11 protein-coding genes are annotated in these 13,811 nt (G+C 37.7%); 4 read left to right on the plus strand and 7 right to left on the minus strand.

Features of this window, described 5'->3' with window-relative positions:
• Positions 1-9 precede the first annotated feature (9 nt).
• Together EHQ59_RS12125 and EHQ59_RS12130 are read right to left on the minus strand one after the other, a co-directional pair.
• Complete coding sequence (locus EHQ59_RS12125; protein WP_135619898.1) at positions 10-1,134, minus strand: DUF1577 domain-containing protein; 1,125 nt, start codon at positions 1,132-1,134, stop codon at positions 10-12.
• Between the two features lies 1 nt (position 1,135).
• Complete coding sequence (locus EHQ59_RS12130; protein WP_135619899.1) at positions 1,136-3,148, minus strand: OmpA family protein; 2,013 nt, start codon at positions 3,146-3,148, stop codon at positions 1,136-1,138.
• A 93-nt stretch (positions 3,149-3,241) separates the two neighbouring features.
• Between EHQ59_RS12130 and folP the strand changes: the two genes are divergently transcribed.
• Complete coding sequence (gene folP, locus EHQ59_RS12135) at positions 3,242-4,057, plus strand: dihydropteroate synthase (protein ID WP_135619900.1); 816 nt, start codon at positions 3,242-3,244, stop codon at positions 4,055-4,057.
• 76 nt (positions 4,058-4,133) lie between these two features.
• Here the strand turns inward: folP and EHQ59_RS12140 are convergent, their stop codons facing one another.
• A complete protein-coding gene (locus EHQ59_RS12140) occupies positions 4,134-5,063 on the minus strand; it encodes a tetratricopeptide repeat protein (protein WP_135619901.1) in 930 nt (309 codons plus the stop codon).
• A gap of 1 nt (position 5,064) precedes the next feature.
• Entirely contained in the window at positions 5,065-5,970 is a 906-nt protein-coding gene (locus tag EHQ59_RS12145) for a tetratricopeptide repeat protein (protein ID WP_135619902.1), read from the minus strand.
• A 109-nt stretch (positions 5,971-6,079) separates the two neighbouring features.
• Here EHQ59_RS12145 and mpl36 point away from each other — a divergent pair, with 109 nt between their 5' ends.
• Both mpl36 and EHQ59_RS12155 read left to right on the plus strand, forming a co-directional pair.
• A complete protein-coding gene (gene mpl36 / locus EHQ59_RS12150) occupies positions 6,080-6,955 on the plus strand; it encodes an RlpA family plasminogen-binding lipoprotein MPL36 (RefSeq protein WP_135619903.1) in 876 nt (291 codons plus the stop codon).
• Between the two features lie 124 nt (positions 6,956-7,079).
• Positions 7,080-10,298: a SpoIIE family protein phosphatase gene (locus tag EHQ59_RS12155; protein WP_167481403.1), complete on the plus strand. Its 3,219-nt coding sequence runs from the start codon at positions 7,080-7,082 to the stop codon at positions 10,296-10,298.
• Here the strand turns inward: EHQ59_RS12155 and EHQ59_RS12160 are convergent.
• The gene (locus EHQ59_RS12160) at positions 10,291-11,727 is read right to left on the minus strand and encodes a methyl-accepting chemotaxis protein (RefSeq protein WP_135619904.1); all 1,437 of its coding nucleotides are present in this window, start codon (positions 11,725-11,727) and stop codon (positions 10,291-10,293) included. The two genes, EHQ59_RS12155 and EHQ59_RS12160, sit on opposite strands and share 8 nt — an antisense overlap.
• A gap of 139 nt (positions 11,728-11,866) precedes the next feature.
• Here EHQ59_RS12160 and EHQ59_RS12165 point away from each other — a divergent pair, with 139 nt between their 5' ends.
• Positions 11,867-12,391 carry a DUF2147 domain-containing protein gene (locus EHQ59_RS12165; RefSeq protein WP_135619905.1) on the plus strand — a complete coding sequence of 175 codons (525 nt, stop codon included), beginning with the start codon at positions 11,867-11,869 and terminating at the stop codon, positions 12,389-12,391.
• 65 nt (positions 12,392-12,456) lie between these two features.
• Here EHQ59_RS12165 and dcd read toward each other — a convergent pair whose 3' ends face one another.
• Both dcd and EHQ59_RS12175 read right to left on the minus strand, forming a co-directional pair.
• Positions 12,457-12,981, minus strand: coding sequence for a dCTP deaminase (gene dcd, locus EHQ59_RS12170; protein ID WP_135619906.1), 525 nt, complete (start codon positions 12,979-12,981; stop codon positions 12,457-12,459).
• Between the two features lie 3 nt (positions 12,982-12,984).
• Positions 12,985-13,758: an enoyl-CoA hydratase-related protein gene (locus EHQ59_RS12175; RefSeq protein ID WP_135619907.1), complete on the minus strand. Its 774-nt coding sequence runs from the start codon at positions 13,756-13,758 to the stop codon at positions 12,985-12,987.
• Positions 13,759-13,811 lie beyond the last annotated feature (53 nt).

A 13,811-nucleotide genomic window follows, 5' to 3' on the forward strand; every position in this document is an offset into this window, starting at 1 on the left:
CCGAGTGATTTAATTAAAAAAATCAATGAGACTATGATAAATCTCTTTGGCTTTTTTATCACCGCTCACACCTGTGATCCTTCCTCCCAGACGATAAAAATCATTTACTTCCTCCAAATGGCGCAGTTCCACTGCCATCCGAATTGGAGCTTGTAATTTAAAATTTATATCCAAGGTAAAAGTTGGTTTCACTTTTAGTGCTTTGATAATTTCCATATCGTTCACTTCCAAGGCGACTCCACCTCGGGAAACGTTTAAAACGTTTTGTTTGATATCAAGAATATGGGTATTAGAATCCATAATTCTTTCTTGAAACGTACGTTCAACCTCTTTAAACAAATCCAAAACTTCACTAGGGATTCTTGTGCGTTCTGTCTCGAGCGAAAGATATGCAAAAAAATGCATTTCCTTCATCTGAATGAAAAGAGGATAATAAATATAAGATCCAATTTTTTTCTTTTTGTATTCTGAAACTTTGTCATCGAGCAAAAACTCTTCTTCAAAGGTTTTTTTTGGATCAAAAACCTCATCAGTATTAAAAGACTCAAAAGTTTCGGTATCCAAAATAAAAATTGGTTTTTTGTGTTCTTTCATCAAATCAATCTCATCACTGTGGATTGATGCTGATAAAAAGATCACTTTGGATTGGGGATAGTTTCGCATAACTGTCCTTTGGATATCAGACAAAATTACTTGCGAACTAACTCCAGTTAACTTAGAAAAATCGATATTGGTTTTGGCAATGAGAAAATTGGAAGCAACCACATTCCCTCTGACCTTTTCATTTCTTGGATCTTGTCGAGTGGTGTAGGTTTGTCTTTTATCTATTACTTTTCCAAGTAACAAATTGTCTTTTTGGTTTTGGAGTTCGTAATCAATTTCGACATGGAAACTTGGAGTTGCCTGGATTGTAAAAATCGTTTCGATGAGTTCGGGCATCGTTTCCATTTCCCAAATATGAGCTCCATCGGGACGTTCACCCTTAAACTTTACCTTTACGGCAGAATCATAACCTTTAAGGAACAATCCATTCCCAGCCATCATCTGTTTGAAAAACTCAGGCAAAACACGTACTGCTTCCAAAGGAACATATTCGCGTTCTTGGTCGAAATGAATTTTGACTCGATTGATCATATTAGTCTATCTTCTTGAAATTCACACGTCTATTGCGAGAACGTCCATCTTCTGTTTCATTGTCTGCAATCGGTTGTGAATAATGATACGCTTGTACCTTCATTCGTTCCTTGGGAACACCCTTCAGACGTAAGTATTGGTATACAGAAAGAGCTCTATCTTCACTCAGATTGATGTTGTATTCCTTATTCCCTATATTGTCAGTATGCCCACCAATTTCAACTTTTTCATTTTTATGTTTGATGAGGAAGTCTGCAAAAAGATCGAGTTTTTTCTTATCTTCATCACTCAATGTTCGTTCATTGAACGGGAAATAAATAATTGTATTGTACAAATCATCAAAGTCTTTGCTATTTCTGAGATATAAAACCGTTTCTTTTCCTGTCATCTCGACAATTTTCTCTTTAGAAAACAAAAAGGTTTCTTCTTTGAATCCTTTGGCCCGTGCAAGAATTTCAAAGTCCATCACAGGAGTATCTTCCAAATCAAAATGACCATCGACGGATGTTAACGATTTTCCTTTCCTAGTTAAATCATCAAAGTAAAAACAAATCGCATTCGGAATCACAAGGTCTGTCTTTTTATCTTTTACAACAAAACGAATACCTTGAATCGTTTTGTCAGGACGATTGTCCTTTATGGGTCGAATTGGTTGTAAAATGATTTGGGAATACTGTTCCTTTTCTTTTCCCACATTGCCACGTAGGTCAAGTAAGAGTTCTGTCGGATGAAAACCGGGAGAAGATACTTCCACTCGGTAGAGTTTTCCTGTTTTGATTGTGGTTCGGAAGTTCTCTGCATCTTCTATGGAAAGATCTCCACCAATGCGTTTGGATGTGATCACTTGGATTGGTTTTGTATCATCGTAGATTTTTAAAGTAGAATCCAAACCAATCATGATGGCTTCCGATCCATCTAAAACCAAACCTCGGAAAATAAAATCATACGTTCTTCTCAAATCCTCGGGAACCATGGTTCGGTAGATATCAAACTGCCCTTCCCCACCAGGTCTGTTGGATGCAAAGTAAAACCAAAGATCATCAAAGGTAACCGAAATCCCTTCGTTGTCACTCTCTTCCCACAAACTATACGTGGAATAGTCAGATGGTGTATCAAACGGAAATCCAGTAGATTCGCCTGACAGCGGTTGGTTGGTATTAAAAGGATTTCCTAATAATTTTGGAGTTTCAAATTGTTGGTTCACTTCATTGAATTCACTGTAATAAAAACTAAACTTTCGATTTTTATCACCACGGTTGGAACTAAAATACAATCTGAGTCCATCCCAATGAAAATTCGGACTGATTTCGTCTTCACTTGTGTTGATCACAGGTCCAAGAGAAATCGGTTTTTGCCAAATACCATCCCGGCATTTGATTTTTGGTTTATCGGGACTTTTTTCTGTATCTTTTGTGATAGGTTCGCGTTTGGAAATCCATAAATCAAAACCACCGAGACCACCTGGTCGGTTAGAAGAAAACACAACCGAACATCCATCAGGCGAAACTGCGGGCATTTTGTCTTCAAAATTGGAATTGATTTCATTTACATGAACTGGCACTGACCAAAGCCCAGTCCTTTGGTTTATTTTTGTATAATAGAGATTGAGACCGTCATACCCTTCTCGGTTTTTTTTAGAATCTTTTTGGGTTTTGTCCCGAACGGATGTGAAATAAAGTTCATACGGTTTTTCTTCTTCATCAAATAAGATCGAAAACATCCCTTCAAAATTGGTCGTATTCAGTTCCCGAAAATTTTTAGGAGCTGACCAAACTGGCAATTTCATTCGGTCAGGAAAACTTAAGTTTTCCGAAATCCAAATGTCCATTCCCCCTTCTCCTCCAGGTCGGTTCGATTGGAAAACCAAATACCGTCCCGTAGGTGAAATGATCGGATTGTATTCCACATTTTGGGTGTTGAGCGGTGGATAAAACCTAACATCCTTTGCCTTGGGAAGTGGTTGGGCAAGGAGTGGAAACACCGAAAGGAGTAAGGAAATCAGGATTTTTTTCATCTGCCGTCTCTCCTATGTATCGGCCGAACGGAAATTTCTGCCAAGGGAAAATTTGACTTTAAGAGGAAGCATCTCGAGGAATCCTCTAAAAACATGGCTGAAATCTTTGGAATCTTAAACATCACCACCGACTCCTTTAGTGATGGAGGTAAGTATCTGGACCCAGAGAATGCAATTGCCAAAGGAATCCAACTTTTGCAAGAAGGGGCCGACTGGTTAGATGTCTCAGGGCAATCTTCCAATATCGCAGCAAACCTCGTGACGGAAGATGAAGAATGGAACCGAGTGGAACCTGTGATACGTTACTTTGTTCCCAAAGGAGTTCGCATCAGTTTGGATAGTTTCCGACCCAATGTGCAGAAAAAAGCAATTGAAGCTGGTGTGCGTTGTTTGAATGACATCACGGGTTTCACGTATGAAGGCGATCGTGAATTTTTACATACATGTGCGGAGAAATACCCAGACCTTAAATTCATCATCATGCATTCGCATAACAGAAATATTGCGAAAGTAAATTCAAATTTATCACCAGAAAAAGTAATCAAAAAAATCCAAATGTTTTTTCGAGATCGACGAAATGATTTGTGTTCCTATGGAATAGAAGAATCTGCTATTTTTTTCGATCCAGGTATGGGCTTTTTCTTAAGTGAAAACCCGATGGTATCCTTTCGTGTTCTGCAAGATATTGAAATTTTAAAATTAGAATTCCCACAACTGATGGTGGGTGTCTCGCGTAAGTCATTTTTAGGAAATGTATTGGGTCAGTTACCTGTCGAAGAAAGAGAATTTGCAACCCTTGCCTGCGAACTTCATTTATTAAAAAACAAAATCCCTTTCATTCGGACGCATAACGTCCTTAAGCTGAGACAAGCAGAAAAAATTTGGAACTTATGCCAAGAGAGTGAATGACAATTTTATTTTTAATAACCAAAAACCAACGCAAACAAATCCAAAAAGTTTCGTTAGAAAAATTGGAATCTTAAATTTAACTTCTTCCTGATCGCACCGCTTTTCTGACATCCTTTCCTTCTTTGGAAAGAGTTGGGAAAAACACTGACTCAGGAACCGAATATCCTTTTTCTTTCGCCTTACGGTAGTAAGGAAGTAATGGATCCCATTTAGGATAGTCTTTTAAAACCAGTAAGGTATCACGCCATAGTTCTAAAAAATGGACTTCTGTTTTTTCATTCGCAGAAGCAGATTCTGCCCATTTCAATGCTAATTCGTAACGACCTAATTCATAATTGCCTTTTAGAAAGTAAAAATGAAATTCCTTGTTTTTTTTGGCAGAAATTTCGAGTGATTTTGCATAATCTAATAAACTATGCCAATTGCCTTTGTGCACTTGGATGTCAGCCATGCCATACAAAGCATTTTCGTGAAAAGGAACTGCTTCCAAAATTTGATTGAAAAACCCTTCCGCATAAGGAAAATTCCCAACTTGCAAATAATAATAAGCCAATTCCTCGTAAGCGTAAAGTTCCCATCCTTTCACTCGAGAAAGGGCATCGAGAAGGATCACTTTTTCTTCGTATCTAAGCCTTTGGTCTAATTCTTTTAAAATAGATTGGTAGGTCACCGAACTTCGAGAAGGTGACTCCTTGGTTACCTTTTGTTTGAGAGTTTCGTATTCATCTAAAAGATAATAAAAACGTAGGCGGTTGAGGTGAACGACAACCTCGTTTGGGTTTGCAAGTATACAACTTTCCCAAGTTGCAGAAGCAGAATCCAATTGTACTGCCTTTGTAAAACGAATGCCTTCTTCGTTACAAGGTTTTGCATTCGGGTTTTCTGTTTCTAAAAATAAAGTATCGGATTCAATTACATCTTGTTTGGCTATGGGATAACGACAGTTACCCAGGGACAAGGAGGTCAAAAGAAAAAGAATAGTGCAAAAGAAGATACGAAGTTTCAAGTTACGAGGTTCCGTCAGAATCTGTTTTTTCCTTCATCTTTTGCGCAAATACCAAATATTGCATCGCTTTTTCTGGGTTTCCATTGAAAAGATATAATAAACTTAAGTCCAGTGCCTCTTGTGGGTCTGGAGGGGAAAACTCATCTGGATTTTCCTTTGAAAGTTCTAATTTGGTTTTGAATTCTTTTAATTTCTTTTTTGCTTTGGATTGAATGCGTTCCAAACTTTCCTTGGCGATGCTGTCTTCTTCTTGCCAAGAGGATTGTAATGTTTCATTAAAATGAGTGAAACCAACATCTTCTTTTACCATAGTTGTCAGCAAATTAGCAGAAGCTTTGTAATTTCCTTGTTTGGCTAAAATTTCGGATTGGATGATTTTTAACTGAGCATTTCCAGGATACAGAATCAAATAACGTTCTATCATTTTTAAACTTTCTGGAAAACGATTCCTTTCGTAATAAAACATCGCAAGCCCTCCTAAAGCTGATTTATGGTTCGGTTCAATTTTGATGACATTGTTTAAATACACTTCTGTTTTCTCATCGTTTCCCAATTTCTGATAGGCTTGGGCAAGAAGGAGGTGGGCAGAGATAAACTTCTTTTCAAAAGATAATGTTTGTTTTAGGAAACTGACCGCTTTTTCGATTTCGTTATGTTTGTAGAGAGATACTGCTAAATTATAACAATTTTTGACATTGGCATGTAGTTGGTAGGCTTTCGAAAAAAGAGGAATGGCCTCTGCATGTTTCCCTTGTTTTGCGTAAATCACACCTAAGTTTTGTAATGCCAAATGGTAATTTGGATCTTTTTCTAATAAAGATTTGTATTGCGTTTCGGCACGATCCCACTCTCCATTGCGCTCTAAACGCACTGCTTCATTGAAAAGAGCCAAAATTTCTTGTGCCATACAGAGCGATTATCGAAGCAGAATCGAAACTCCCCTAAAGAATTTTTATCAGGAGATTGGAAAAACCTTCCGACAGGTACACACAAGAGTCCAGAGAAAGGGGAAAAATATGCAAAGGCTCATATTCATCACCATTGTATTGTGGTTCGTGTCGTGCACATCAGCAGATGCCACGAGAAGAGATTATAGTGCTTCTGGAGATCCAGAAGATATTTTCTTTGAACGTTCACAAAAATCGAAATCATCCGGGTCAAACGACCCAGTTGCAAAGTCCATCATGGACGATTTGGATGCTAAATCCAAACCAAGTGTGACAACTGCACCTGTGGACTTACCTACCAAAAAACCTACCACTCAATTCGATGAAGTGGGTCTTTCTTCGTGGTATGGACAAAAATTCCAAGGTCGTCCAACGGCAAGTGGAGAACCATTTGATCGTATGAAAATGACTGGGGCACATCGTACGCTTCCCATTGGAACTGTTGTTAAAATCCAAAACTTAGAAAATCAAAAAGAAGCTGTCGTTCGCATCAATGACAGAGGTCCTTTTGTGGATGAAAGGATCGTGGACGTTTCAGAAAAAACAGCTGAAATCTTAGAGTTTAAAGACAAAGGGATTACGAAAGTTGGGATTAAGGTATTAAAAAAAGGGGAAGATGAATTGGCAGATGATTTAGATGATGCCGACCTTTTGGACGATACTCCTGCAAAACCTGAAAAACTGACTCCAGTCAAACCAGGTGTAGCAAAACCAGCTCTTACTGGGAAAGGATTTACTGTCCAAGTAGGTGTTTTCCAAGAAAAAGAACGTGCAGTCAAATACCAAGAAACCATCAAATCCGAGTACAACCAAACTGTTTTTGTCACTCCAAGAGATGGGAAATACGTCGTACAAGTAGGAGATTTTGCGGACCGAGCGAAGGCAGAATCACTTAAATCCAAATTGAAATACGACGGGATTGATTGTTTTATCGCGACCCGTTAGTCCTTTTCCCTTTCCTCCGAGCAAAAAAGTACAGTCCTGATTTGCTCGGGGCAGGTGGAAAATGGATTGATTTCACATTTTCCCCTGTTACGATTTCGTATTAAATCCACAACTAGAAGACCCTATGGAAAGCACCTTATCCGTTGACCACATACTAACAAATTATTATACATTCGGTAGTTTAATTGTCACTGTCCTCCTAGCGGTCTTGTCGACATTCTTTTTCTCTCTCAAAGACAAAACCGTTGCCACCAAACACATGGCCTTGGCCTGTTTGTTTTTAGCTCTTTTTCAATTTGGGTATTTACTCGGAGCCTTTTATTACCATCCGATTGCCTCTTATCATCGTTGGATCACTGGTGGAATTATCATTTTTGGGATCATCCACTTTGGACAATACTTCTTTCGTTTCCCAGATAACAGAGATTCTAAGGCTGCAAACATCATCCAAGCTATTTTTTATGCAATTGCTATTGTTGTTGTACTTTGGTTTTTGGTCAGTGTCTCTCAAGGAGAAAGAAAATACCATTTCACCGCACATCACTGGGATTTTAATTCTGAAGGAGCAAGTCGGATATTAAGTTTATTCATCGCAGGGTATTCTTTTATCAATTTTATCATCTTACCTAGTTACCGTCTTTTAAATTTAGAAAAAGACAAACGAAGCACCCTCTTCATCATTATGATTGCAGGTTTAATTGCAGCGGTTGTCCCTAATTTAACAAACGTTATGAGTCGTGATGGTGCAATGGAACGATCTACTTATTTAACAGCCATTGTATTAACATTTTCATTTTTTATCATCACCATTACCTTCATCAATAATAGTATTGAACGTACCACTTTCATGGTAAAAATAGTAGGAATTTCTTTTGTAACCATCCTACTCATCATGCAAGCGTTCTCGTATTTGGTGGACCAAGAGAAAGAACTCTCTTTTGATAATACTGCGATCCAAAAAGCACTTAGGGTTGCAGAAGGTGGGGAACGATCCAAAGATATTTTGTTTGTGATCGAATATGATTCTAACACTCAAAGTTTAAAAAAAGCTTACCTCCCTTCTAACGTCACATTGGATTTACCACTTGTCCAAGCAGATTTATACAACACTGCATTGTATGATGAAGTGATTACCATTGGAGAAACTGATTATCGAAAAGAATTAACTTCACTTCTCGGCAAAACTCCTTATTATTTCGAAGGTTACAAAGTTGCCATCCTCAATTTTCTCGAAGAGAATAATGACTTAGAAGGCAAAGAACTAAAAACAGAAATTTCCAAACTCATTGAAAAAATCAACAAACGAACCTTCATAAACACAAACAAATTGGTAGATATTGATCCAGATGAATTCTGTGAAGAAGGTGTCAAATATATTGAAAAAGTGAAAAATGTAGACACCTTCCGTGATTCGATCCTCAAACATGTGAAAGAATGTAAATGGGATGGAAAAGAAATCTCTGGTCGCGACTTAAAAGTGGAAATGTTAAAGTATTTCCGCTATTTTAAACCAGACTTAACACGTCACTATCGTAAAGACTTAGATGGAATTTCGCATTACGTTGCTTATATGACGTATGATGCCAAAAAGAAAATCAACCGCGAAGTTGGATTTAACTATCGAGATTATCGAAATTACATGCATAAATCAGCAAAACTAGAGTTAGTCATCCTTGCCATTGTGATGATCGTACTTTTGGTTGTGTTTCCATTATTCTTTCGTTCAGCCCTTGTCAATCCACTCTATGCACTGCTTGCTGGGGTAGAAAAAGTGAACCAAGGGAATTTAGAAGTTGAAGTTCCCATCAAAGTAAATGATGAGATTGGATTCTTGGCCGAGTCGTTTAATGGCATGGTTTCCTCGATCCGAGATGCAAGACGAGAACTACAAGATTATGCAGAAAACTTGGAAGAAAAGGTTAAAGAAAGAACCAAAGAACTCCAAGAGAAAATGGATGAAATCCATCGTTTGAAAGTACAACAAGATGGTGACTACTTCTTAACTTCGCTCCTCGCCAAACCATTGTTCTTCAATGCGAACAAATCTGAAAATATTCGTTGTGATTTTTTTGTTCACCAAAAGAAAACCTTTGAATTCCGAAATAAAACCGGAGATTTGGGGGGAGATATTTGTATCACAGGTAACTTAAAGTTAGGAAAACCTGATGACTTCCGTCGTTACACAATGGTAATGAACGGTGATGCGATGGGAAAATCCATGCAAGGGGCAGGTGGATCACTTGTAATGGGTGTTGTGATGAACTCTATCATGGCACGTTCCGCAGGAAACAAACGAATTTTAAATCGAACTCCCGAAGAATGGTTAACAGACGTTTATGAAGAAGTGAACGCGGTCTTCAAATCCTTTAGTGGAACTATGGTGATCTCAGCTACCGTCATGCTCATTGATGATGAGACAGGTAAAATTTGGTACTTTAATGCGGAACACCCTTATAGCATTTTGTATCGTGATGGAAAAGCAAGTTTCATCGAAAATGAATTAAAACTTAGAAAACTAGGTCTTGATTCCGAATATCCATTTGAAGTGCAAACCTTCCAATTACTTCCTGGTGACCAACTCATATTGGGATCTGACGGTAGAGATGATATTGATTTAACTCCAGACGAAGATGTAAGAACCATCAATGAAGATGAAACAATGGTTTTACGTTTCGTAGAAGAATCAGATGGAGATATTTACGAAGTGGAAAGACTCGTAAAAAATGCGGGTGATATCACGGACGACATTTCCATGTTAAGTGTTGTTTTCAAAAGTGAAAAATCACCTATCCATCACGCACCAACAAAAGATGATCTTTCTCACCAACCTATTGATGACTTCTTTGAAACACCAGGTGATGATTGGGACGAAGCACTGACTACAGTAGGTGCCTTTGAAGAAGGTAAGGCCCTTTACCAAAATGGTGAAATCGAAAGAGCAATCACCGTGATGAAAAAAGCCTTTTTAGCTGATCCAAATAACCAAAAGTTAAACAAATTCCTTGGACTTGTAAGTTATAAAGGGAAAGAATATGACATCGCTGCCAAAGTCCTTACAGAATTCTTAAAAGAGAATGAAGGATCTGGTGAATATTGGTATTACCTAGCTATGTCTGAGAAAAAACTTGGAAATTATGAAAGAGCACTCAAAGCAGCACAAGAAGCTTTGAAATATGACCCTGAAAATTTCCAAAATCTCATCAACTTGGCCGATGTTAGCCGATTGTTAGGAAATGTAGACCGAGCTCTCACTTATGTGACAAGAGCACAATCCATTGACCCAACTAACAAAAACGTGGTCAAACTTTCCAAACTGTTAGAAAAAGCAACTAGCCTCAATTAATTGAGGTTAGGTTGACATTTTCCAAAGTTTTAGTTTCCAGATAATTGATGTATTCATCAAATATTTTAGAAAGAGCCGAAAAGTAATTTTGCATTTTGGCTCTTTCTTTTTTCACTTCTTCTGTATTTTTCTGAAGCATTGCCTCTTTAATCCGAACTGCACATTGGTGTAATTCCTTATGGGGAAGTTCTAATTGTTCGTGAATTTGTCTTTGTTTCTCATCTAAAACGCTACTTTGGTAATACCATAAACCCATTTTACATAGAGTATGATTCAATTGGGGAAGAGATTCGACTTTGTCAGATTCGATAGCCAAATCAACAGCTTTCACCCAATTGACATGATCCATTCTTCTATGAAATATAAACTCTAAAAGCCAAACAGAATTTTGATTGGTGATCAATTTGACTGTTTCTTCGATTTGCGAAAAAATAGAGTCAAAATCTGATTTAGACTTTAGGCTATGATCAGAAAGTATATGAACTTGATTGGAAATGTTTGTGGAATCATTCGCGATATTGGCAGAGGCACTTCCCACTTCCCTTAATTTTAATTCCAATTCATGGAATTGAGAAATCAACATTTGAATTTCACTCAAATTGGAGTTGGATTCTTTCCGATTGGAAATGATCACTCGTTCGATACCTTGGATTTTTTCTATGATTTCTACCAAAACTGAAGTTCGGGCTTTTGAATTTTCCTGAAATTCTAAAAATCGATTTTTGATATGAGTCGCTGATTCTTGAATCGTTTTCACCGCAAGTTTTGTATTCTCTGCGAGTTTGGAAACTCCGTCTGCCACAACGGAAAAGCCACGTCCACCTTCTCCAGCTCTAGCAGCTTCGATAGAAGCATTGAGTGCTAATAAATTAGTACGATCCGAAATGTCTTTGACCAATTGTATGTTTTCATTGATTTTCGTAAGGTCTTTGTAAAGAGATTGAAATTCTTCATCATTTTTTTGGTTCTCTGATTTCACCCACAACGACTGTTTGGCGATATTTTCCATCTCAATAGAAGTAGCCTCTAAACTTTTTACCAAGGTTTGATTTCTCTGACCCGTTAGATCGAAAGTATTGAGTGTTTCGGTAATTTGAAACGAAATAGAATGGATCACCGCATCTAACTCTTCAGCACTACTTGCGAGATTCATGGAAATATCACTGAATTGGGACAAACCAGAAACAAACTCCGCTTGCACTTTTTCAATATTTTTTAGATTTGTGGATGTACTTAAAATCGATGTAGCAATTCCATCTGCGGATGAGGAAATCAAAGACCGCAATTGTTTTTGTAATTCTAATAACTCAAGAACTTCCTTATCCATTGGAGATTCCATGGAAGTATTTCTGATGATGTGTTCTCTAATGGATTTACGATTTTGGATGAGACTCAGTTTTAAGGTATTGTGCGTTTTAAAAGGAAACATAATTCGTATCACTATTTTTATCGGACTCATTCTTTCACTATTTTCTTACGATCGAAAGTTGAATTTAAAAAAACCAGCTTGCCAGTTACAGGAAACTCTGACAAAATAAGCGAATCCATTTTTTAGAATAAGGATCTGTATGAATTTAAGAATTGTATTAAGTGTATGGGCGGTTGTGTTACTATCTAGCACGACATTACTTGCGCAAGATGCCGATGTGGCTTTAGGAAGATACCTTCCACCTGAAAAAGATTCCGTAATCGAAATTTTCAAGTGTGGTGACAAATACTGCGGTAAAACAGTTTGTATCAAAGACAACGCATACCCAGAAAAAGACAAAGACAAAGGAATTCCAGGAACTCCTTATTTAGATCACAATAACGAAGATCCTAAACTCAGAACACGTCCAAACTTAGGAATGGTTTTCATCACTGGTTTTGACTATGTTGGAGAAGGTGTTTATAAAAACGGTAGAATTTACAACCCACGTGATGGGAAAACATACTGTGGAAAATTCACTGCTTTGGAAGGTGGAAACAGATTGGATCTTAAAGGAACACTTTGTTCCATTACCTTCATTGGAAAAACCAATAATTGGGTAAAACTTGGTTCTATGAACTTAGATGACCCACGTTGGGACTGTACGTTTAAATCTAAAAAATAATTGAAATCATAAAACACCTGCTAACCGAATCGGCTGGCAGGTTCGTTTTACCAATCGAAACCAATTTATTTTTTCTCAAAATCTTTATACAACAAAGATGGTTGGATACCATGGTTCGCTTGGTACTTACCAGATTTGTATTCGCTGATCTCACCTTCCACTGTGTGATAGAAGATTTGGCAAATCTGTACTCCAGAATAAACACGAAGTGGATGGGTTACTTGGATTTCTAATGTCCAAAATCCCTTAAATCCAACATCACCAAATCCTGCCGTGATATGAACAAACATTCCAAGTCGACCAATCGAAGAACGACCTTCTAACATTGGTACTAAATTGTGAGTTTCCGTAAATTCGATCGTGCGACCTAAATACAATTTTCCGGGTTCTAACAACAAACCTTCTTCCGGAATTTTTAAAGTTTCCACTGGATTTGGTTTTTTCATGTCCAAAGGAAATTCAGAATATACCAAAAGGTCTTCGTGTAATCTTAAGTTATAAGAATTGGGATTTAAAAGTGTTTCATCATATGGCTCAATTTTAATATCAGAACCCAATCGTTTTAAAATTTCTTTACCAGTTAAAATCAAAGTTCATTCTCCCTTAAATACAGGTTTCCTTTTTTCAGCAAATGCTTGTAAGGCTTCCAACCTGTCTTTTGTTGTAAGTGTTTCAGAATAACACAATTGTTCCCACTTGAGTGCCGATTCCATAGATAATTGGAATCCGTGGCGAATGGCTTTTTTCGCAGCAGAAACAGCTATAGGTGCAGATTCCGATATCTCTCTTGCCAAGGCAAGACAAGATTCTTTTAGTTCTTCAGGTTCCACAACTTTAGAAATTAATCCTCGGCTTAAAGCTTCTTCGCTATTTACTTTTTTACCAGAAAAGATCCACTCCATAGCCGTAGCTTCACCAACAATGCGAGATAATCGTTGTGTTCCCCCAGCTCCCGGAATGATTCCCAATTTTGTTTCAGTAAGACCCAAAATTGCAGAACGACTCGCATAACGAATATCACACGAAATTGCCAACTCCAATCCACCACCAAATGCATATCCATTGATGGCAGCAATGGTTGGAATCGATAGATTCGCCAAACTTGAAAAACAATGATTAATATTTCGTAAGAACTCACGGACTTGGATTGCCGTCATGGATTTACGTTCTTTTAGGTCAGCACCCGAACAAAAAGCATCACCCACTCCCATGATGACAAGGGTCCGATACTGGCCCCTTTTTACTTTTTGAATAGAATCCATCAGTTCTTCTAAAAATGTAACGGAGATCGCATTTTTTGCTTCGGGACGATTAAGTTGGATGAATGCTACATAATTGTCTATCGTTTGCAGGGAGACAGTGTTCATAGAATTTCCTTTGGGACAAAAAATAGAAATGAATCTTGGGAAAAATATCCGAT

The sequence above is a fragment of the Leptospira kemamanensis genome (assembly GCF_004769665.1).
In the GTDB taxonomy this organism is placed as follows: domain Bacteria; phylum Spirochaetota; class Leptospiria; order Leptospirales; family Leptospiraceae; genus Leptospira_A; species Leptospira_A kemamanensis.